The following is a 19558-nucleotide window of genomic DNA, read 5'->3' on the forward strand; positions in this document are numbered from 1 at the left end:
CTGCCCCTGCCGGGGTTGACTTGGAGCACGGTCTAAGAGGCAGGCTGGTGGACATGGTGTCTCTGGGGAACCGCAGGCCGGTCAGTGCGTTGTGTCTCGGTGCGATGAACTTCGGTACGTCGACGCCCGCGGAAACTGCCTTCGCGATTCTGGACCGCTTCGTGGAGGCGGGCGGGACGTTCATCGATACGTCGAACAACTACAACCAGTGGGTCGGCCACGGCGGTGAGAGCGAGGAACTGCTCGGGCAGTGGATGCGATCCCGCGGTAATCGCGACTCGCTCGTGATCGCGACCAAATGCGGCGCGCGGACGACCGTCCCGGGCGATCCGGGGGACGCGCACTGGGAGGGCTTGAGTGCGTCGGCCGTTTCGTCGGCGGTGAAGGGAAGCCTCAGCCGGCTCGGTGTCGACCGGATCGACCTGTACTACGCACACATCGACGACCGCAGTACGCCGCTGGACGAGACCGTTGCCGCCTTCGGCCGACTCGCCGCGGAGGGGGTCGTGGATCTGGTCGGGTGCAGCAACACCGCCACGTGGCGACTCGATCGTGCACGCCAGACAGCGGTCGCCCAGGGAGTCGCGCCGTACTCCGTGATTCAGCAACACTCGAGCTACCTGTGGCCGAATCCGCCTGCGCTACAAGGGGTCCTGCGCCGCGGGACACCGCACTTCCAGCATGCCGGCATCGAGCACTTCGACTATCTGTCGGAGAACCCCGACCTGACCCTGGTCGCGTACCAGCCGTTGCTCGGAGGATCCTACGTGCGTCCGGATCGGCCGTTCTGGCCACAGCGCGGGTACGCGCACCCAACGGCGTACGTCCGCTTCGAAGCCCTCCGTCAGATCGCCGGCGATCTAGGCGCGTCTCCGAACCAGGTAGTCCTCGCCTGGCTGATCCACCACGGCGTAGTCCCCCTCATCGGCGTGTCCTCAATCCCCCAACTCGAAGAAGCCCTAGCAGCCGTCGACCTACAACTGGACGCCAACCTAATGACCCAACTCGACAACGCCTGACCCAGCGCCCTACGAACCGCAACCCCACCCACAAAGCGAAGGCCTCCACCGACCGCGGTCGGCGACGTGGTGGGTGACCCACAAACGGAACCACGGCTGGTGAGGTAACTGCCCAACCCAGCCATGGAGCCGAGCGAAGCGAAGGCGTGCATCGAGGGGCGGTGGGGGTGTGGTGAGTGACCCGCAAACGGAACCACCGCTGATGAGGTAACTGCCCAACCCAGCCGCGGAGCCGAGTGGAGCGAAGGTGTGCGCCGGGGGGATGGGGTGGGTGAACGCAAACGGAACCACCGCTGGTGAGGTGAGTGCTCAACCCAGCCACCGCAGCCGAGCGAAGCGAAGGCGTCCACCGTGGGGCAGTTGGCGATGTGGTGAGTGTGACCCACAAACGGAACCACCCGCTGTGAGGTAACTGCTCAACCCAGCCACCGCAGCCGAGCGAAGTGAAGGCGCACAGGGGGTGCGGGTGGCGGAGCCCCCGCCGGGCGGCAAGCGAAGCGCAGCCGCACAAATGACGAAGGCGACGAGGTCCGCGCTTTCCGCGGACACACGTCGCCTGTCGACTTCGTGGGCGATACTGGGTTCGAACCAGTGACCTCTTCGGTGTGAACGAAGCGCGCTACCACTGCGCCAATCGCCCGGGGTGGTGCTGATGTTTCTTGTGTGGTGTTGCGGGTGAAACCATAGCGCATGATGAAGCGACGATCTAATCGGGCCGGGCTACTCTTGCTGCAGGACGGAGACCCCGTCGCGTTGGAGACGTGATTGTGACTTTCTCGCACGACACCGAGCAGGCGCTCGGGACGCTGGTCCGGCTCGTCAACACGATGCCCGGGCCGAACAGTCAGGTCGATTCGCTGGAGACCCTGGAGGAACTGGAGAAGTTCGTCCAGGAACGGGAGTTCAGCGCGGTCGACACACTGACGGACAAGGACCTGGCCGAGGTCCGCGACCTGCGGCCGTTGTTCGCGCCGGTGTTCACCACGGATTCCGACGCGTCGGCGGCGACGATGATCAACGCGATCATCGCGCGCGGTACGTCGACTCCGCGGCTGACCAACCACGACGGGCATCCGTGGCATATCCACTACTCCCGCGCGGGTGCGTCGTTGGCGTGCCGGATCACGGTGGAGTGTGGGATCGCGCTGGCGCAGGTCATCTCGGCCGGCGAGCGTGAACGTCTGCGCAGATGCGAAGCGCCCGACTGTGACGACGCCCTGATCGACCTGTCCCGCAACCGTTCCAAGCGCTACTGCGACGCCCGCACCTGCGGCAACCGCTTGCACGTAGCCGCCTACCGCGAACGCCGCAAAGCCTCGGGCGAGTAACCGCCACGAAGCGGACCCCAGCCACTCACCAACTACTTACCGGGCCCCCTCCGATGACCTGTCGCCACGCGGCGATCGGCCGGACCACCGCCCGATGGGTAGTTGCTGAGTGGCTGGGGTCCGCGCCGTCAGGGGTTCAGGATGTCGGTGGAGCGTTCGGTGAAGATCTTGGCGACCTGGGCGGTGATGGTGCCGGGGGCGGGGAGTTCGCGGGCGTCGACACGCCGGATGGCTTGGACGTCGCGGGTTGTCGATGTGAGGAAGATCTCCTCGGCCTCGAAGAGCTGTTCCAGGGGTACGTCGCGCTCGACGCCACCGAACCATTCGAGGACGAGAGCGCGCGTCACGCCCGCCAGTGCGCCCGACTCGAGGGTCGGCGTGACGAGCTCACCGTCGTACACGCAGAAGATGTTCGAGCCGGTGCCTTCGCTGAGGTTGCCGATCGTGTTCGCGAAGATCGCCTCGCTGCCGCCGCGTTCCTTCGCGTAGGCGAGGGCGCGGACGTTCTCGGCGTAGGACGTGGTTTTGAGGCCGGCGACCGCACTGCGCTCGTTGCGCACCCACGGGACCGTGACGATCTCGGACACCGGCGCCGGGCGCTTGATCGCCTGCGTCGCGATCAGCACGGTCGGGCCCGACGTACCGCGGTCCGACGACAGCGGAGAGACACCGCCCGTGTACGTGATCCGCAACCGGCCGAACGGGATACCGGGGTCGGCCGCGACCACCGCGTCGATACCCGCCTCGATCGCCGCGACGTCCGGTGCCGGGAGGCCGAGACCGACCGCCGAGCGGACGAGCCGGTCGAGATGCCGCCGGACCGCGAACGGGCGGCCGCTCTCGATCTTGATCGTCTCGAAAACGCCGTCGCCGGTGGTCAGCCCGTGGTCGAGCGGCGAGACCGTCGCCTCGTCGTCCAGCAAGGCGCCGTTCAGCCAGATACGCATGTGGTGCTCCTTCCGCGGAACACCTTAGTGCGCAGGTGATCTGGGTCCGCGCGGGAGTCCGAAGGTGAGCAGTTGATGACGGTACGTCGACGTACCGGGGACCCCGATTTTTGAACTGGCGCGGAGATGGGCTAATGTTCTTCTCGCGCCGGAGACAGCGGAAACCGGTCGCAGTGCGGACGTAGCTCAGTTGGTAGAGCGCAACCTTGCCAAGGTTGAGGTCGCCGGTTCGAACCCGGTCGTCCGCTCGGAGAGGGTTCGGCAGGCCAGCTTTCTCAGTGGTGGAGTGGCCGAGAGGCGAGGCAACGGCCTGCAAAGCCGTGTACACGGGTTCGAATCCCGTCTCCACCTCGAGAACCCCACGAGGTTCCCTTGGACGATTGGCGCAGCGGTAGCGCGCTTCCCTGACACGGAAGAGGTCACTGGTTCGATCCCAGTATCGTCCACGAAGGCGATGGGCGAGGTGTGTCGCGCAATACTTGCGCTGACCGCCTCGCCTTCGTCATTTGCGCGGCTGCGCTTCGCTTGCCGCCCGGCGGGGGCTCCGCCACCCGCACCCCCTGTGCGCCTTCGCTTCGCTCGGCTGCGGTGGTTGGGTCGGGCCGTTATCTCCCCAGTGCGGCGCCTCCCTCACCCGTCCCTTCGCTTCGCTCGGCTGCCGTTGGGGGATGGAGTTTGATCGGCGGCGAACAGATGTACGATCATCATCAAACATGAGTGAGGGATGGTGAGGTCGTGCGGGCGCTGGAACAGCCTTCGTTGGACGGGCCGGGTGTGATGCGGGTCGTGGATGTCGCGGTGCCGGTGGCGGGGGCAGGGGAGGTGCTCGTGAAAGTCGGCGCCGCCGGGGTGAACTTCGCCGACGTGATGCAGACGCGAGGCACGTACGACGGTGGCCCGAAGCCGCCGTACCTGGCGGGTTTCGAGGCGGCAGGTGAGGTCGTCGCCCTGGGGGAGAACGTGGCGAATGCGGCCCTCGGCGACCATGTCATCGGAACGGGCGCCGGCGCGTTCGCGGAGTACGTGGTGATGCCCGCGAACGCCGTCGTACCGGTGCCCAACGGCTGGAGTGATGACGAAGCCCTCGGCCTGGTTCTGAACTGGGCAACCGCTCTCGCGTCTCTCCGGCCACTCGGACAGCTGACCGCTGGTGACACCGTGCTGATCCACGCCGCGGCCGGCGGTGTCGGGCAGGCGGCGGTGCGGATCGCCAAGCACTACGGCGCAACGGTCATCGCGACAGCGTCCGCGTCGAAGCATGACGTCGTACGGCGGCTTGGCGCGGATCACGTGATCGACTACCGGGTGGCGGACCTGGTCGCGGAGGTACGCCGGTTGACGGGCGGGCGCGGCGCCGACATCGTGCTCGAATCGGTCGGCGGCGACACGTTCCGGCAGAGCATCGAGGTTGCGCGCCGGGTGACCGGGAAGGTCGTTGTCATCGGAGCCGCGGCCGGTGAGTCGTCGATCAGCAACTGGGAGCTCAACTTCAAACACCCGGTGCACGTGATCGGCCAGCACCTGACCACCACGATCCAGCACGCACCCGAACTGTTCGCCGAGGTCCTCGCAGAGCTCGACGAACTGATCAAGGCCGGTGTGTACCCACCCGGCCGCCCGAGCGTTTACGACCTCGCCGACGGCCCGAAGGCTCTGGCCGAACTCGAGTCCGGCACCACCGTCGGCAAGCTCGCCCTGAGGCCGTCAGCCGACGACTGACTGCGCGACCCGGAAACCGAGGTCCTCGATCGCGAACGTCGGATGTGACCGCCGGCGGACAGTGGAGCCGAGAGAGCGCTCCCCGTCGGCGAAGCCGCCGCCGCGGAAGATCCGGTAGGCGCCGTAGGTCTCCGCGTCGTACAGATCCCAGCACCACTCCCAGACGTTGCCGAGCATGTCGTGGAGCCCCCACGCGTTCGGAGTCAGCAGCCCGACGGGATGCGCATGGCCGTCGGAGTTCCCGGCGTACCAGGCGATCTCGTCCAGCGGACCGTAGCGATACGCAGGTGTGCCGGCGGTGCACGCGTACTGCCATTCCGCATCGGTGGGCAGTCGGAAACCGGGGGAGGACTGGTCCCAGTCCACCTGCTCACCCTCGATCGTGTACGCAACGGGCAGTCCGGCCTCCGAGGACAACTGATTGCACAAGGCAACCGCGTCGTACCAGCTGACGCCGCTGAGCGGCAACTCCCCGTGAGTCATCGGGTACCGGGCCAGACGGAAGGCAGGCAGGTTCACATGCCAGCGTTTGCCGACCCGGTCGTCGCGCAGGAACAGGAGTCCAGCAGGAACGTCGACGAGGTCGGGCATCGTCCAACCGTAAGCGGATCAGTAGAACTGCCGGATCTTCGGCCACAAGGTGGACCAGGGCTCCGCGGGCGCGCTGCACAGGACCAAGGCGGTGCCGTCCTCGTCGTTCGAGACGATGCTGTCCACGGTGCCGACCTGCTTGCAGTCGCGGAAGTACGACTCGAAGATCGGGGTCCGTTCGATCTCGACGAGGAGCACTGGGCCGGTGTTGGCGTCCGGAGGCCGCGACCACTCCCAGAAGCTCATGTGCGGGGAGTACGGCGTCGGCAGGCCGTGCGCAGGCCCGTAGCGCACGAGCGCTCCGGCCTCGCCGTAGTTGCCGGTCAACAGAGTCGCTTGCTCCTTGGACGGGATCTGGTCCCACGCACTGGCGACGGACGCGGTGAACGCGGGCCACCCGATCTGCTCGCCCTGCTCCTTGTTCAACGGGATGACGAGGTCGGCGGCTGACGCCGGCAGGACCGGCAGTGTGAAGAGGGCAGACGTCACGGCAGTCAGGACGAAAGCGACGACAGCCTGGGTTCGATGACGATCCACCCAGCGCAGCGCGGGCTCACAACCGGCTGCCACGAGCACGAGCAGCAGCGGCAATGCGTAGTACGACTTCCCGCCGGTCACGAGCACAACGACGCACAACACCGGATACGCCAGCGCGACGGAGCGAGCCCAGCGGAGCTGCCGCCAGATCCGCAGGAAGCCGGCCACCCACACCGGGACCAGGAACGGTGACAGCTGCAAGAGCTGGAGCGGGACGAACATGATCCGGTTCTCGGTGCCGTCGTCCTCGCTGATCCCGCTCGCGACCCTGAGCTGCGGCCAGTCGTGCTGGAACTGCCACAGCACGTTCGGCAACGCGATCAGCCCCGCGACCGCCACGCCCGCGACCAGCCACCACGATCGCAGCACTCCGCGCGGTCCCACGATCAGCAGCGAGATGAACAGCGCGCCGATCGGCAGCACGACGAGGTACTTGTTCTCCAATGCGATCCCGGCCGTCAGCCCGAGTGCGAGCCACCAGCGGCCGTCGCCCGACCGCAGCAGCTTCACCGCGAACAGACCGATCAGCATCCAGGCAAGCAGGTCGTACGTCGCCGTCGAGACCAGATGCCCGACGCCGATCACGAAGCCGGACACCGCGGCGCAGACGGCCGCCAGGATCTGACCGCGCCGCTCGCTGCCGAACTCCCGCGCGATCAGCGCGATGACGACGATCGTGGCGACAGTGCTCAACGTCGACAGCACCCGAAGCCCCATCACGGTGTCGCCGAAGACAGCCGTCGACACGCGCGCGATGAACGGAGTCAGCGGCGGCTGGTCGACGTACCCCCAGCTGAGATGCCGCCCTGCGACCATGAAGTACAGCTCGTCGCGGTGGTAGCCGTAGCGTCCGGACAGTGCGGTGAGCACCGCGCCCACGAGCAACGCGACGGTCGCCACAGGCCGTAGAGCGAACGCAGGCACCGGTGGACGGGTCATGGCGGCATGGTGTCAGCCGAAGGGGGCCGAGACTAGTTCAACTGCTCACGTTCCCCGCCACCGACAGTCCGGGATGATTGGATATGTCAACCGGACCGGCGAGAGGAGGAGCTGTGGCACTGCTGTACGAGCGGATCTGCGCTCACGTGCTGGAGCAGCTCCGCCGGGGCGCGCTGCGGCCGGGGGACCGGGTTCCGTCCGAGATGGAGCTGGCGGCGCAGTTCGCGGTCAGCCGGATCACCTCCAAGCGCGCCTTGGAGGTCCTGCGGGAGGCCGGTCTGGTCGAACGCGTCCGTGGCAAGGGGACGTTCGTCGTACGTCGGCTGCCCGACCTCACCGATCTGACCGTGCCGCTGCGCCCGGCGCCGCGCCGCGAGGCCCGATCGATCGCGCTGATCGTGCCTGATATGTCCGAGGCCTACGGGCTGGACCTGCTCAACGCGATCGAGGAGCGCTGCGCGGAGTACGGCGCCCACCTGGTGGTACGGCGTACGCACGGCCGGCAGACCGATGAGGAGAAGGCTGTCGACTCGCTGGTGGCCACTGTGGACGGTCTGATCGTGTTCCCGGTGCACGGCGACTTCTACAACGCCAGCCTGCTCCGGCAGGTGCTCGACGGGTTCCCGGTGGTTGTGGTGGACCGTCATCTCTCCGGCATTCCTGTGGCCGCGGTGCACACCGACAACGTGGCCGCTGCTCGTGCACTCACCACACGGCTGCTGGAGCGGGGACATGAGCACGTTGCCTTCGTCTCGCCGCCGCCGGTGAACACCTCCTCGATCGAGGACCGGCTCGAGGGCTTCCGCGCCGCCTTCGCCGATCAGAAGCACGGTCAGCCCTACGAGCTGACGGACTTGCGCAGCACGCTGCCCGGCTCGACGACCACTGAGAGCGTACGGGCGGACATGGACACCATTCGCGCCTTCCGCGATCAGAGACCCGAAGTGACGGCGTACTTCGCGTGTGAGTACAACCTGGCCCGCATGGTCGACAGGGCGCTCGGCGGTGACCGAGTGGTCGCCTGCTTCGACTCACCGGGGGACTCCATCGGCGGACCGCCGTACCTGCATGTCCGGCAGAACCAGGCAGAGATGGGGCGGCGTGCCGTGGACCTGCTACTCGCGCAGCTGCGCGGTGAGCCGGTGCCGAACCTGTCCCTCGTACCGTTCGAGCTGATTGACGCGCAGACCTGACTTTCGGCAGTACGGCGTGCGCACTGCCACTGTGTAGCGTCTACGTCATGAAGTGGCGCCGCCTGGGGGACGTGGGTCTGTGGGCCGCGCTGAGCTTCCTCGTGCTCGCCGAGAGCGGTGCGCGGCACGACCCGTACTGGGTCCGCGGTGCCTGCCTCGCGGTCCTGGCGTTCGCGGTCATCGGGCGACGCAGGTGGCCGCTGGTGGCTCTGGGCGCGGTGGCGTGGACGGAGATCGTCATCGTCGCCTTCGCACTCGGTACGACGAACGGCGTGCAGATCGCCCTGGTACCGGCGATCAGCCTACTGAGCTACCTGGCCGGCCGACGGGAAACACAGCTGAAGCACTTCGTGCTCCTGTGCAGTTGGTCGCTGCTCGGGATGCTATTGCTCGCCCTGACGATCCGCCGGGGAGCTCAGGCGACAGAGGCAGTGCTGACGTGGCTGATGTTGCTTCTGCTCGCACTACTGTTGGTCGTGCTGCCGTGGCTGATGGGGCGCTACCGGGCGCAGCAGGCGTTGCTGGCAACAGCAGGCTGGGAGCGCGCCGAGCGGATCGAGCGCGAGCAGCAGATGGAGATCGACCAGGAGCGCCTGCGCGAGAGGTCCCGGATCGCCGAGGACATGCACGATTCGGTCGGTCACGAGCTCAGCCTGATCGCACTGCGCGCGGCAGCGCTCGAACTCGACCCGTCCCTGCCAGAGGAGCACCGACGGGCTGCTGGTGAGCTACGCGAGTCGGCCGCCACGGCGACGGAGCGGCTCGGCGAGATCGTCGGCGTACTGCGTGATCAGGACGCACCGACCGTCCCGCATGACGAAACCGTGCGTGCGTTGGTGGATCGCGCTGCTGCGTCCGGTCTCGCGGTGCAGCTGACCGAGGACGTTGACGGCGTACTGGCGCCGATGGTGGACCGGGCCGTGCACCGCGTGGTGCAGGAGTCATTGACGAATGCGAGCAAGCACGCACCTGGTGCGTCGGTGACGGTCAGCGTGACGACACACGAGGACGACGTACAGGTGGAGGTTGTCGACACCGGAGCGAGCCAGCCAGTGGCCGCGCCGCCAGGTGGGCGTGGCCTCGACGGACTGCGTGAACGCGTCCGGCTCGCTGGCGGGTCGTTCACTGCAGGTCCACGACCAGGTGGTGGTTTCCGGGTCACTGCCACGATGCCTCGGGCGGGCGGCCGACCGGAGCCGCCCACTGCCGCGGTTGAGCGAGCCACGGTACGGCGGAGCGCACAGCGTGGCCTGATCACTGCCATTGCCGCGCCGGTACTACTAGGTGCCGTGGTCGGTGCGGTTGCCCTTGGCTACTACCTCGTCGCCGGCTACAGCGCGATCCTGCGACCGCCGCAGTACGACGGACTCACCATCGGCCAGTCCGAAGCGGACGTGGCGAAGGTGCTGCCGCGGATGCAGATGATCGACGCGCCGGGCGAGGGCTACCAGCCACCGGCCGGCTGGAGCTGCCGGTACTACCGGCCGGCTCCTCCGTTCTCGAGCAACTACGTGTACCGCCTGTGCTTCGCGAACGGCGTACTGGTCGCCAAGGCCGTCGTACAGAGCGGTTCTGTCCCACCGACCCCGGAAGGCAACGGATGATCAGGGTGATGCTCGCGGACGACGAGGCGATGGTGCGGGCCGGTGTCCGCGCGATCCTCGGCACCGACGACGAGATCGAGGTCGTTGCCGAGGCGGCCGACGGCGTCGAAGCCGTGGAAGCGGTACGGCGGCACCGGCCGGACGTCGCCGTACTGGACATCCGGATGCCGCGGATGGACGGACTGGCCGCCGGCGCAGAGATCCGGCGGACCGTCCCGGACACGGCGGTCGTCATCCTCACGACGTTCTCGGAGGACGCCTACATCGCCCGGGCGCTCGGCGACGGCGCGAGCGGCTTCCTGCTGAAGTCCGGCGACCCGCGAGAGCTGATCTCGGGCCTGAAGGCAGTAGCCGAAGGCGCCGCCTATCTCTCCCCGAAGGTCGCGCAGCGGGTGATTGCTGAGCTGAGTGCCGGCGCCGGTGGCGGTGCGATGGCCCGTGCGGCGGCCGCCAAGGAGCAGGTCGCCGTACTGACTCCCCGGGAGCTGGAGGTGCTCGGACTGGTCGGCGCCGGCCTGTCGAACGCCGAGATCGCGGGACGGCTGTACCTGGTCGAGGGGACCGTGAAGGCGTACGTCAGTGCCGTACTGCTGCGGCTCGGTGTGAAGAACCGGGTCCAGGCGGCGATCGTCGCCTACGAAGCCGGTCTGGTCACGGGCTGAAGGGTGTAGCTGGCCGCTTCGGGTCACCGCGACGCGTGGCCCTCACGAGCCTGGATACTGATTGCGGAACCGTCATCGGACGCTCCGGGTGGTGACGTGGTAAGGACACCGGGTCATGGGATAGTGGGACCCTCCCGGGGACCTCACCTCTCCGGACCACCCAGCAAGCCTCCTGGGGCCACCCGCCCCCTCTCACAGAATCGGGGATCCAGGTCGTGACCGACTCGCACAACTCCGGACAGCACAAGGACCGGGAAGCGGCGGCGGCCGAGGTCCGGAGAATGTGGCAGCCGACCCCCTCCTGGACCCAGCCGGACCCTAACCAGACGCCCGACGCCGAACCGGTCGAGGAATCCGAAGAGCAGGCGGACGCGCTGTCGCAGGAGTTCCCGGGCGACTCGTGGTCCGGACCTGCCGCCAAGCCCCTCGACCAGACCTCGCCGTGGACCCAGCCGCAGCCGAGCGCACCGGCCCCGTCGTGGACGCAGCCGGCCGCTGAGCCGGGTGCTGCGTCGTGGACCCAACCGGAGGAGAAGGACGACGAGGCCGGTCTGGAGGCCGAGCCCGCAGCCACCGACGAGGCTGCTGCTCCCGCTCAGGATGCCGGTCAGAACAGCCCGGTGTTCGGCGGTTCGTCGTTCCACCTTTCCGGGCAGGACCAGGGCACGCCGCCGCAGGGAGCCCAGTTCCCGCCTGCTCAGCCTCCGCAGGCCGCTCCGGCGCCCCAGCCGGGACAGGGCAGTCAGCCACTGTCGCCGGCCGCTCAGCACTTCTTCCCGCAGGGCGTCCCGGGGCAGCAGGCGCAGCAGCCCCCGCAGAACCTGTCCTACCGCGCCGACGAGCTGATCCAGGCGCTGCCGTTGCCGCGGGAGGCTCCGGCCGAGCGCGGCATGCGGAGCATGCTGAAGCTGCGTCCAGGTAGCGCCGAGCGTTCCGAGCGGATCGCGCGGGCGACCGCGGCGACGGCCTTCCGCCGTCCGGTGACGATCGTCGTGGCGAACCCGAAGGGCGGCTCGGGCAAGACGCCGACCACCCTGATGCTCGCGGGTGCGCTCGGTCAGGCCCGTGGCGGCGGTGTCGTCGCCTGGGACAACAACGAGCTGCGCGGCAACATGCACCTGCGGACCCACGACACGAACTCCCGGTCGACGGTCACGGACATGCTGCAGGCGATGCCGATGCTGACCCAGCCGGACGCCCGGCTCGGCGACGTCGCGGCGTACCTGCGGCACCAGGTCGCCGGCCAGTACGACGTCCTCACCTCGGCGACCACGACGTACGCGCAGATCGAGGCCAAGGACTTCGACCAGATCCACCGCCTGCTGAGCCGGTTCTACAAGGTGCTCGTGATCGACACCGGGAACAACGAGGGCTCCAGCAACTGGCGCGAGGCGATGAAGGCGGCCGACGCCCTCGTCATCCCGATCAAGTGGAAGAGCCTGTCCTGCGCGGCCGCCGTGCAGATGCTCGAGGAGCTCGACAACCAGGGCCCGGAGGCGCAGCGGTTGATCCGCCGCGCGGTGATCGCGGTCTCGAACGGCCCCGGCGACGTCAACAAGGAGGTCGAGAAGCAGCTCCGGCCGTACTTCGACTCCCGTGCGGCCGCCGTCATCGACATCCCGACCGACATGCATATCGCGGCGGAAGGTCCGCTGGACCACAACGCCCTGCAGCCCAACACCCGCCGCGCCGCCCTGGAACTCGCGGCCCGGGTCTCGGAGCAGATCACCATCGCGCTCAACACCCCGCGCTGAGCACTGCACTGAGCACAGTAACGCGGCGGTCCGGACACTTCCGGACCGCCGCGTTGCTGTTCAGGCGTCGCGTCGTTTGAGGATGCTCGCACCGAGGACCAGTGCGCCGGCTGCCCACGCGATCAGGATCGCCGCGCTCAGGGTGGGGGAGAGCGGGTCCGTGGCACCTGTCAGGAAGTTCTGGCCGGCCCCGCCTGGCAGGAGGGCCGCTGTCCACACCAGCGCACGCAATGAGGCCTGGCCCAGCATCAGCGGAACCACCAGAAGCAGCAGGAACGCAACTGTCAGCGTGCCGGCGGTGCTGCGGACCAACCAGGCGATTCCGGCGCTGAAGAGGCCGGCAGCAGTCGCGTAGAAACCGACAGCCAGCAGGTCGACCGCGAGGTCGGTGGCGTCCCAGTCAGCCCAGGAACCTGCGGTCAGACCTCCTGCCACCGAAGCGAGCGCCGCCATTGCGATCCCGTAGGCGAACAGAACCGGTGCGAGGACGGCGGCCTTGGCGAGTACGACGTCCCGCCGCACCGGTGTCCACTGCAGGGTCGACCGGATGCTGCCGGTCGCGTACTCCGAGGTGACTGTCAGCAGGGCGAACGCGGCAATCACCACCTGCACGATCAGCATCGCCGAGACGCCGAACTGCCCGATCGGCTGCTGCTCCGCGACCTCGCCCGGCTGGAGGTGCGTGTTGTCGTAGGCGAGTCCCCAGCCGTACTGCATCCCGAGCAACGTGCTCAGTACGGCGGCACCCACGATGTTGAGCCAGCTGGACCGGACCGACCACAGCTTGGTCCACTCCGACCGAACCGCGTTCGACAGACCGGAGCCGGTTCCCACTGTGAGGGTCGCAGTACTCATCGTCCACCCGCTTCCACGAGCTCAGGCTCTACTTGAGCTTGACGCCGCTTCTTGAGCCGATGCCGGACGACCTCGACTACCAGCGTGACCGCGAGCGCCAGGCCGATGCCGAGGATCACGCCCTTCAGCGGGTTGTCCTCGAACGCCTTCCCGCCGATGTATCCGACCAGGCTGCAGTAGATACCCCAGCTGGCCGCGGCCAGTGCGGCGAACGCGGAGAACTGCCGGAGCGGATAGCGGACCGATCCCATCGTCAGCGTGACCGCGGTACGTCCTCCGGGCACGTACCTGGCCACGACCAGGACCAGCCCGCCGCGCTCGGCCAGAGCCTGCCGGGCCCAGAGCACCGCGGCGTACCGCTTGGTCCCTGGTGTCATCCGGTCGAGCATTCGTCCGCCGGCGCCGCGCCCGAGGGCGTAGGAGATGTGGTCGCCCATGAAGGCTCCTACCGCCGCGACGACGATGACGGCGTACAGGTTGGGCTCACCGACGGCGGCGAACACTCCTGCCGTGACGACCAGCGTCTCCGACGGGATGGCCGGGAAGAACCCGTCCAGGGCGGCGAACCCCCACAACGCGAGGTAGATCCACCAGGACGACATCAGTTCATGGGCGAACTGCAGGATCGCGTCGCTCATGACACCACCGCCACGCCATATCCGACGCCGTATCCAACGCCGTATTCGACGCTGTCCGCGGTGAGCTCCATATAGGCCTCCTCGAGCGACGCGCGCTCCGTCACCAGTTCGTGCAGCCGTACGCCGAGTTCGTAGGCGAGATCGCCCACTCGTTCGGCCGGTACGCCGGTCACCACCAGCCGCTCCTCGACGGCGTCGACCCGCTCGGCCTCGGCCGCCAGCCGGTCCCGCAGTACGGCGAGCTGGGTCCGGTCGGGGATCCGCACGGCGACGGTCGTCCTGGAAGAACCCGCGATCACGTCGCCGACCGCGGCGTCCGCGATCAGGCGGCCGCGACCGATCACGACCAGCTGATCGGCGGTCAGTTGCATCTCGCTCATCAGATGGCTGGAAACGAAGACCGTGCGGCCCTCGGCCGCGAGCGAGCGCATCAGCTCCCGGACCCAGCGGACACCGTCCGGGTCGAGGCCGTTCACCGGCTCGTCGAACATCAGCACCTCGGGATCGCCGAGCAGCGCGCCGGCGATACCGAGCCGCTGGCCCATGCCCAGCGAGAACTGCCCGGCGCGTTTCCTGGTCACCGTGTCCAGGCCGACGATCGACAGCACCTCGTCGACGCGGGTCACAGGGACGCCGTTGCTGTGGGCCATCGCGACCAGGTGGTCCCGGGCGGACCGGCGCGGGTGCAGGGCCTTGGCGTCGAGCAGGGCCCCGACCTTGGTCAGTGGGCGCGGCCAGTCGGCGTACGGGCGTCCGTCGACGAGCGCGGTGCCCGCGGACGGGCTGTCGAGGCCGAGGATCATCCGCATCGTGGTCGACTTGCCGGCGCCGTTCGGCCCGAGGAAGCCGGTCACCCGGCCGGGGGAGATGGTGAGGTCGAGCGAGTCCACGGCGGTCGTCGCGCCGTACCTCTTGGTGAGTCCTTCGAGCGTGATCACGCCGGGGCCCTTTCCTGGTTCTTGTGGTACCTCGAACCTAGAAATGCAGGCGCCCCCGGCACATCGGACGAGCGGCTGGTCCCGGCCCCTACTTTCGTCAGGTGTGTCGATACCATCTGTGCGTGACCGGTATTCGGCTGGTCGAGACCTGAGGAGTGCACGTGTCGGAAGTCAAGGTCCACCTGATCGGCGTCGAGGGCGAGGCTGAGCGGAGTGTGACCGAGACGACGACGATCGGGGAGCTGTTCGCCGAGATCTTCGGTCAGGACCGCTCCGCCATCGCCGCCCGGGTCAACGGTGAGCTGCGGGACCTGTCCCGGGTCGTCGCCGACGGGGACGAGATCGAGCCGGTCAAGGCGGCGTCGGAGGACGGCCGGGCGATCATCCGGCACTCGACGGCGCACGTCCTCGCGCAGGCGGTGCAGGAGCTGTTCCCGGAGGCCAAGCTCGGCATCGGCCCGCCGGTGGAGAACGGGTTCTACTACGACTTCGACGTACCGACGCCGTTCACGCCGGAGGACCTGACCAAGCTCGAGAAGAAGATGCAGCAGATCATCAAGGAGCGGCAGCGGTTCAGCCGCCGGGTGGTCTCCGACGACGACGCGCGCGACGAGCTCGCGAGCGAGCCGTACAAGCTCGAGCTGATCGGCATCAAGGGCTCGGCGGCCGACGCCGCGGAAGGCGCCTCGGTGGAGGTCGGCGGCGGCGAGCTGACGATCTACGACAACGTCCGGCGCGACGACAGCGTGGCCTGGAAGGACCTGTGCCGCGGCCCGCACGTCCCGGCGACGGGATACCTCGGCAACTTCAAGCTGATGCGTACGGCGGCGGCGTACTGGCGGGGTAGCGAGAAGAACCCGCAGCTGCAGCGGATCTACGGCACCGCGTGGGAGTCGCGCGACGAGCTCAAGGCGTACCTGACGAGGCTCGAGGAGGCCGCCAAGCGCGACCACCGCAAGCTCGGCACCGAGCTCGACCTGTTCAGCTTCCCGGACGAGATCGGCTCCGGTCTCGCGGTGTTCCACCCCAAGGGCGGCGTGCTCCGGAAGGTGATGGAGGACTACTCGCGCCAGCGGCACGTCGAGGACGGCTACGAGTTCGTCTACTCACCGCACATCACCAAGGGCCAGCTGTTCGAGACCTCCGGTCACCTGGACTGGTACGCCGACGGCATGTACCCGCCGATGCACCTGGACGAGGAGCGCGGCGCGGACGGGCAGATCCGCAAGCAGGGCCAGGACTACTACCTGAAGCCGATGAACTGCCCGATGCACAACCTGATCTTCGCGGCCCGCGGCCGGTCGTACCGGGAGCTGCCGCTGCGGCTGTTCGAGTTCGGCACGGTCTATCGGCTGGAGAAGTCCGGCGTCGTGCACGGTATGACCCGCGCCCGCGGCTTCACCCAGGACGACGCGCACATCTACTGCACCCGTGAGCAGATGCGCGACGAGCTGCGCAACCTGCTGACGTTCGTGCTCGGCCTGCTCGCCGACTACGGCCTTGACGACTTCTACCTCGAGCTCTCCACCAAGAACCCGGACAAGTTCGTCGGCTCCGACGAGGTCTGGGAGGAGGCCACCGAGACGCTGCGGGAAGTTGCCGAGGGCTCCGGCCTGGAGCTGGTCCCGGACCCGGGCGGCGCCGCGTTCTACGGCCCGAAGATCTCCGTCCAGGCCCGGGACGCGATCGGCCGGACCTGGCAGATGTCGACGATCCAGCTGGATTTCAACCTGCCGGAGCGGTTCGAGCTCGAGTACACCGCGCCGGACGGCTCCCGGCAGCGGCCGGTGATGATCCACCGGGCCCTGTTCGGCTCGATCGAGCGGTTCGTCGCGGTGCTGACCGAGCACTACGCCGGCGTCTTCCCGCCGTGGCTCGCTCCCGTGCAGGTGATCGGCATCCCGATCACCGACGGGCATGTGGACTACCTGTTCGAGATCGCCAAGCAGCTGAAGGCGCAGGGGATCCGGGTCGAGGTCGACGCGTCCGACGACCGGATGCAGAAGAAGATCCGGAACGCCCAGAAGGCCAAGGTGCCGTACATGCTGATCGCCGGCGACGACGACATGTCGGCCGGGTCGGTCTCCTTCCGGTACCGCGACGGCACGCAGAAGAACGGTGTACCGATCGCCGACGCCGTGGCCGAGATCGTCGACTCCGTAGCGAAGCGCGTGCAGGTATGACGGACACCCCCGACTCGCCGTACACACCTGAAGAACTGGTGGGGCAGGACGGGGTCGGGGTGCCCGATCCGTTCATGCGGCTGTGGACGCCGCACCGGATGGCGTACATCGAGGGCGAGAACAAACCCACCAGTGATGAGGCCGGTTCCGGCTGCCCGTTCTGCCGGCTGCCGGGGCTGCCGGACGCGGATGCGTTGATCGTGCACCGCGGCGAGGCGGCGTACGCCGTCCTGAACTTGTACCCGTACAACCCGGGGCACCTGATGGTCGTGCCGTACCGGCACGTCGCCGACTACACCGAGCTGAGCGAGGCGGAGGTCGCGGACGTCTCGACGCTGACCCGGCAGGCGATGCAGGCGATCCGCACGGTGTCGGGCGCGCACGGCTTCAACATCGGCATGAACCAGGGCGAGATCGCCGGCGCCGGCATCGCGGCCCACCTGCACCAGCACGTGGTCCCGCGATGGGCCGGCGACACGAACTTCATGCCGGCGATCGCCCACACCAAGGTCCTGCCCCAACTCCTCCCGGACACCCGCGCCCTCCTCGCGAAGTCCTGGCCGTAACGGGCAAATCGCCCCACCCGACGGATCGGGTGGGGCGATTGTCACGGCTCAGTCGCCTGCCAGTCGCTCGCCGCTGAAGAGCTGCCAGTGGAAGTAGACCGGCTCCTTGAACGAGCCCGGCACCTTGCGGATCAGCCTGATCGAGGTCGCGGCACCGTTGGCGTGGCCAACCTTGTACAGGTACGCCGAGCCGGTGTCCTTGTCGATGCCGAGCAGCAGCACGCCGTCGTCACACGCAGCGGCCACCAGCGTCTCGAACCCCTGCCACGTCGAGGGCCGGACCTGCTTCACCACACCCGGGATGATGTGCCCGCCGGCCAACGGCAGCCGGGCCGTGTACAGCTTCCCGGAGGTCAGCGTCATCAGGAACGTGTCGTACGTCGCTGTCTGGCTGATCAGCGTCATCGCCTTCACGCCCCGGTAGCCGGACTGCCATCCGGTGATCTGCCGACTCGCCACACCGTCCTTGTAGGTGACGTTGCGGCGGTAGAGCGTGCCGTCGTTGCGCAGCGAGTACTCGGTCTCGCGTTTCGCGGTCGCGGTGACGTACGTCGACCGGTCGAGACTCCGGTAGACCCCCCAGCCGGGTCCGACCCGGGTGAGTTGCTTCTGTGTCACGGCCCCCGAGCCGTCCGCCGTCACGTAGCTGCTGTCGTACATCGTCGAGCCCATGATGACCGGGCCCACGTGCGCCATCCCGCCGACCTCTGCCGCGCCGTACCGGACCGTCGCGCTCAGCCGGACCTGACCGTCGGGGAAGAGGTTTTTGGCGACGATCCAGTTGTCGACCACGCCACCCTCCTCAGTGATGACCTGCTCCCGGTGATCGCCGCCGGCCGTCACCGATCCGAGATTGAGCCCGCAGCTACGAGCGGTCGCGCTGGGCTGTGCTGATGCCGTTCCGGTCAGGAGACCGGCGCTCAGAACCCCCACGGCCAGAAGTCCGCCGTACCTGAGAAGTGTGCGCATTTCCACCACCCCCATTTGCAGTTAGATGGTGGTTGGACGCTGGTCTGGACCAGAAAGTTCAGCGCCGGACAGTTCAGCGCAAGAAGAGTGGGAGCATCGGATCGACCAGGTTGGTGAGCGTGGCCAGGGTGACCTCGCGTGGTGGGTTCGTCAGCGCGGTGACGCGGACTACCCGGCGGCCCTGGCGGAACACGAGTTCGCCGGCCTCCGGGAGGTAGTACCCGGGCTGCCCGATCGGCGCGAACCGTGGCGGCGGGACCTGCTGCGCCTCCGGGATTGTCGTTTGGTCGAACGCCTCCACTATCGAGACGGTCGCGTCGTACGTTCCCCAGATGCAGGTGAGCGCGCCCTTCACCCGGTAGTCCCGCCGCAGCTGCACCTGCAGCTGGATGAACCGCTCGGCCCCCGCGGTCGACAGCTGACATGTCTGGTCGGACTGCCGGGCCGGCCGCAGTGTGCGGGGTACGGCGTCCCGCGCGGCCAGCGCGATCGCGATCGCTCGCGCCTTCTCGATCCCGTCCGCGGGATCGCGGTCGATGCCGCCGGCCGGGCTGATCCGCACCGCGCGGTCCGCGACCCGGAAGACGATCCGCGACTCGCTGATGGTTGCTTCCGGCCCGAGCTCCGGCAGCGACTCGACCGCCCCGGGATTCTCCACGAGCCGGTTGAGCGTGTCCGGCTGGATCGGCAGCGCGCTCACACCGATCGTGACCGGCCGGTCTCCGAGCAGCAGGGTGCAGAGGTCCATCGCCGGAAGTCCGCCGTCGTTCCAGGCGCCCGGCTTGGCCGTGACCGGGCCGTGGAACTTCGCGGTCAGCGGGCGCGTGATCGCCGTACACACCTGCGGCCCAGGCGCTGCCGACGTACCGTCGAGTCCCTCGGGCTGCGGGGGAGCGATGACTGTCGGAATGACCACCGAGGGCGGCACCGGGGCCGGCGCCGAGCCGTCGGCGCGCTGCGCGACGGAGCAACCGGCAGTGCAACCGCTCGCGGCGAGGAGGACGAGCCCGCGCGCGAGCTGCCTGCGACCCATCCCGGTCACCTCCTCAACCCCCAGCATGCTCCGTGCGAGGGCCCGGCGCAGGCCGAAACCCGTGCCGTGTCACCGGGCTGTGG

The 19558-nt window shown here is 68.3% G+C and carries 17 protein-coding genes and 4 tRNA genes; 12 read left to right on the forward strand and 9 right to left on the reverse strand.

Annotation, left to right across the window (positions count from 1 at the left end):
* Positions 1-53: 53 nt before the first annotated feature.
* Positions 54-1019, forward strand: coding sequence for an aldo/keto reductase (locus EV651_RS28675; RefSeq protein ID WP_133788357.1), 966 nt, complete (start codon positions 54-56; stop codon positions 1017-1019).
* Positions 1020-1587: 568 nt separating this feature from the next.
* Here the strand turns inward: EV651_RS28675 and EV651_RS28680 are convergent.
* Positions 1588-1659, reverse strand: a tRNA-Val gene (locus EV651_RS28680).
* 127 nt (positions 1660-1786) lie between these two features.
* On the opposite strand from EV651_RS28680, the gene EV651_RS28685 reads away from it, so the two are divergent.
* Complete coding sequence (locus tag EV651_RS28685) at positions 1787-2347, forward strand: CGNR zinc finger domain-containing protein (protein ID WP_130438463.1); 561 nt, start codon at positions 1787-1789, stop codon at positions 2345-2347.
* 128 nt (positions 2348-2475) lie between these two features.
* Here the strand turns inward: EV651_RS28685 and EV651_RS28690 are convergent, their stop codons facing one another.
* Positions 2476-3294: an aminotransferase class IV gene (locus tag EV651_RS28690; protein ID WP_133788358.1), complete on the reverse strand. Its 819-nt coding sequence runs from the start codon at positions 3292-3294 to the stop codon at positions 2476-2478.
* A gap of 175 nt (positions 3295-3469) precedes the next feature.
* Between EV651_RS28690 and EV651_RS28695 the strand changes: the two genes are divergently transcribed.
* From EV651_RS28695 to EV651_RS28710, 4 genes are all read left to right on the forward strand, one after another.
* Positions 3470-3542: transfer RNA gene (locus EV651_RS28695), tRNA-Gly, on the forward strand.
* Positions 3543-3574: 32 nt separating this feature from the next.
* A tRNA-Cys gene (locus EV651_RS28700) sits at positions 3575-3645 on the forward strand.
* 23 nt (positions 3646-3668) lie between these two features.
* A tRNA-Val gene (locus EV651_RS28705) sits at positions 3669-3740 on the forward strand.
* Between the two features lie 289 nt (positions 3741-4029).
* Entirely contained in the window at positions 4030-5013 is a 984-nt protein-coding gene (locus EV651_RS28710) for an NADPH:quinone oxidoreductase family protein (RefSeq protein ID WP_238157251.1), read from the forward strand.
* Here the strand turns inward: EV651_RS28710 and EV651_RS28715 are convergent.
* Both EV651_RS28715 and EV651_RS28720 read right to left on the reverse strand, forming a co-directional pair.
* Positions 4999-5604, reverse strand: a complete 606-nt coding sequence (locus EV651_RS28715; protein ID WP_133788359.1) for an SUMF1/EgtB/PvdO family nonheme iron enzyme — start codon at positions 5602-5604, stop codon at positions 4999-5001. The two genes, EV651_RS28710 and EV651_RS28715, sit on opposite strands and share 15 nt — an antisense overlap.
* Positions 5605-5622: 18 nt before the next feature.
* Positions 5623-7080 carry a glycosyltransferase family 39 protein gene (locus EV651_RS28720; RefSeq protein ID WP_133788360.1) on the reverse strand — a complete coding sequence of 486 codons (1458 nt, stop codon included), beginning with the start codon at positions 7078-7080 and terminating at the stop codon, positions 5623-5625.
* A gap of 113 nt (positions 7081-7193) precedes the next feature.
* Here EV651_RS28720 and EV651_RS28725 point away from each other — a divergent pair, with 113 nt between their 5' ends.
* From EV651_RS28725 to EV651_RS28740, 4 genes are all read left to right on the forward strand, one after another.
* Positions 7194-8273, forward strand: coding sequence for a GntR family transcriptional regulator (locus tag EV651_RS28725; RefSeq protein ID WP_133788361.1), 1080 nt, complete (start codon positions 7194-7196; stop codon positions 8271-8273).
* Positions 8274-8320: 47 nt separating this feature from the next.
* Complete coding sequence (locus EV651_RS28730; protein ID WP_133788362.1) at positions 8321-9877, forward strand: sensor histidine kinase; 1557 nt, start codon at positions 8321-8323, stop codon at positions 9875-9877.
* Entirely contained in the window at positions 9874-10539 is a 666-nt protein-coding gene (locus tag EV651_RS28735) for a response regulator transcription factor (RefSeq protein WP_133788363.1), read from the forward strand. Before EV651_RS28730 ends, EV651_RS28735 begins: the two co-directional genes overlap by 4 nt.
* Before the next feature lie 215 nt (positions 10540-10754).
* A complete protein-coding gene (locus EV651_RS28740) occupies positions 10755-12293 on the forward strand; it encodes a ParA family protein (protein WP_133788364.1) in 1539 nt (512 codons plus the stop codon).
* Positions 12294-12353: 60 nt separating this feature from the next.
* Here EV651_RS28740 and EV651_RS28745 read toward each other — a convergent pair whose 3' ends face one another.
* Genes EV651_RS28745 through EV651_RS28755 form a run of 3 tightly spaced genes read right to left on the reverse strand, consistent with a single transcriptional unit; the run spans position 12354 to position 14724 of the window.
* A complete protein-coding gene (locus EV651_RS28745; protein ID WP_133788365.1) occupies positions 12354-13148 on the reverse strand; it encodes an ABC transporter permease in 795 nt (264 codons plus the stop codon).
* On the reverse strand, positions 13145-13786 hold the full coding sequence (locus tag EV651_RS28750) for a DedA family protein (protein ID WP_133788366.1): 642 nt from the start codon (positions 13784-13786) through the stop codon (positions 13145-13147). Before EV651_RS28750 ends, EV651_RS28745 begins: the two co-directional genes overlap by 4 nt.
* Positions 13783-14724, reverse strand: coding sequence for an ATP-binding cassette domain-containing protein (locus EV651_RS28755; protein ID WP_133788367.1), 942 nt, complete (start codon positions 14722-14724; stop codon positions 13783-13785). The genes EV651_RS28750 and EV651_RS28755 overlap by 4 nt, the downstream gene beginning before the upstream one ends.
* A gap of 161 nt (positions 14725-14885) precedes the next feature.
* Between EV651_RS28755 and thrS the strand changes: the two genes are divergently transcribed.
* Together thrS and EV651_RS28765 are read left to right on the forward strand one after the other, a co-directional pair.
* On the forward strand, positions 14886-16907 hold the full coding sequence (thrS, locus tag EV651_RS28760; RefSeq protein WP_133788368.1) for a threonine--tRNA ligase: 2022 nt from the start codon (positions 14886-14888) through the stop codon (positions 16905-16907).
* Positions 16904-17473 carry an HIT domain-containing protein gene (locus EV651_RS28765; RefSeq protein WP_130386047.1) on the forward strand — a complete coding sequence of 190 codons (570 nt, stop codon included), beginning with the start codon at positions 16904-16906 and terminating at the stop codon, positions 17471-17473. The genes thrS and EV651_RS28765 overlap by 4 nt, the downstream gene beginning before the upstream one ends.
* A 48-nt stretch (positions 17474-17521) precedes the next feature.
* Here EV651_RS28765 and EV651_RS28770 read toward each other — a convergent pair whose 3' ends face one another.
* Positions 17522-18442, reverse strand: coding sequence for a hypothetical protein (locus tag EV651_RS28770; RefSeq protein WP_133788369.1), 921 nt, complete (start codon positions 18440-18442; stop codon positions 17522-17524).
* Between the two features lie 73 nt (positions 18443-18515).
* The gene (locus EV651_RS28775) at positions 18516-19475 is read right to left on the reverse strand and encodes a hypothetical protein (RefSeq protein WP_238157252.1); all 960 of its coding nucleotides are present in this window, start codon (positions 19473-19475) and stop codon (positions 18516-18518) included.
* Positions 19476-19558: the final 83 nt, after the last annotated feature.

The sequence above is a fragment of the Kribbella sp. VKM Ac-2571 genome (genome assembly GCF_004362255.1).
GTDB lineage: Bacteria > Actinomycetota > Actinomycetes > Propionibacteriales > Kribbellaceae > Kribbella > Kribbella pratensis.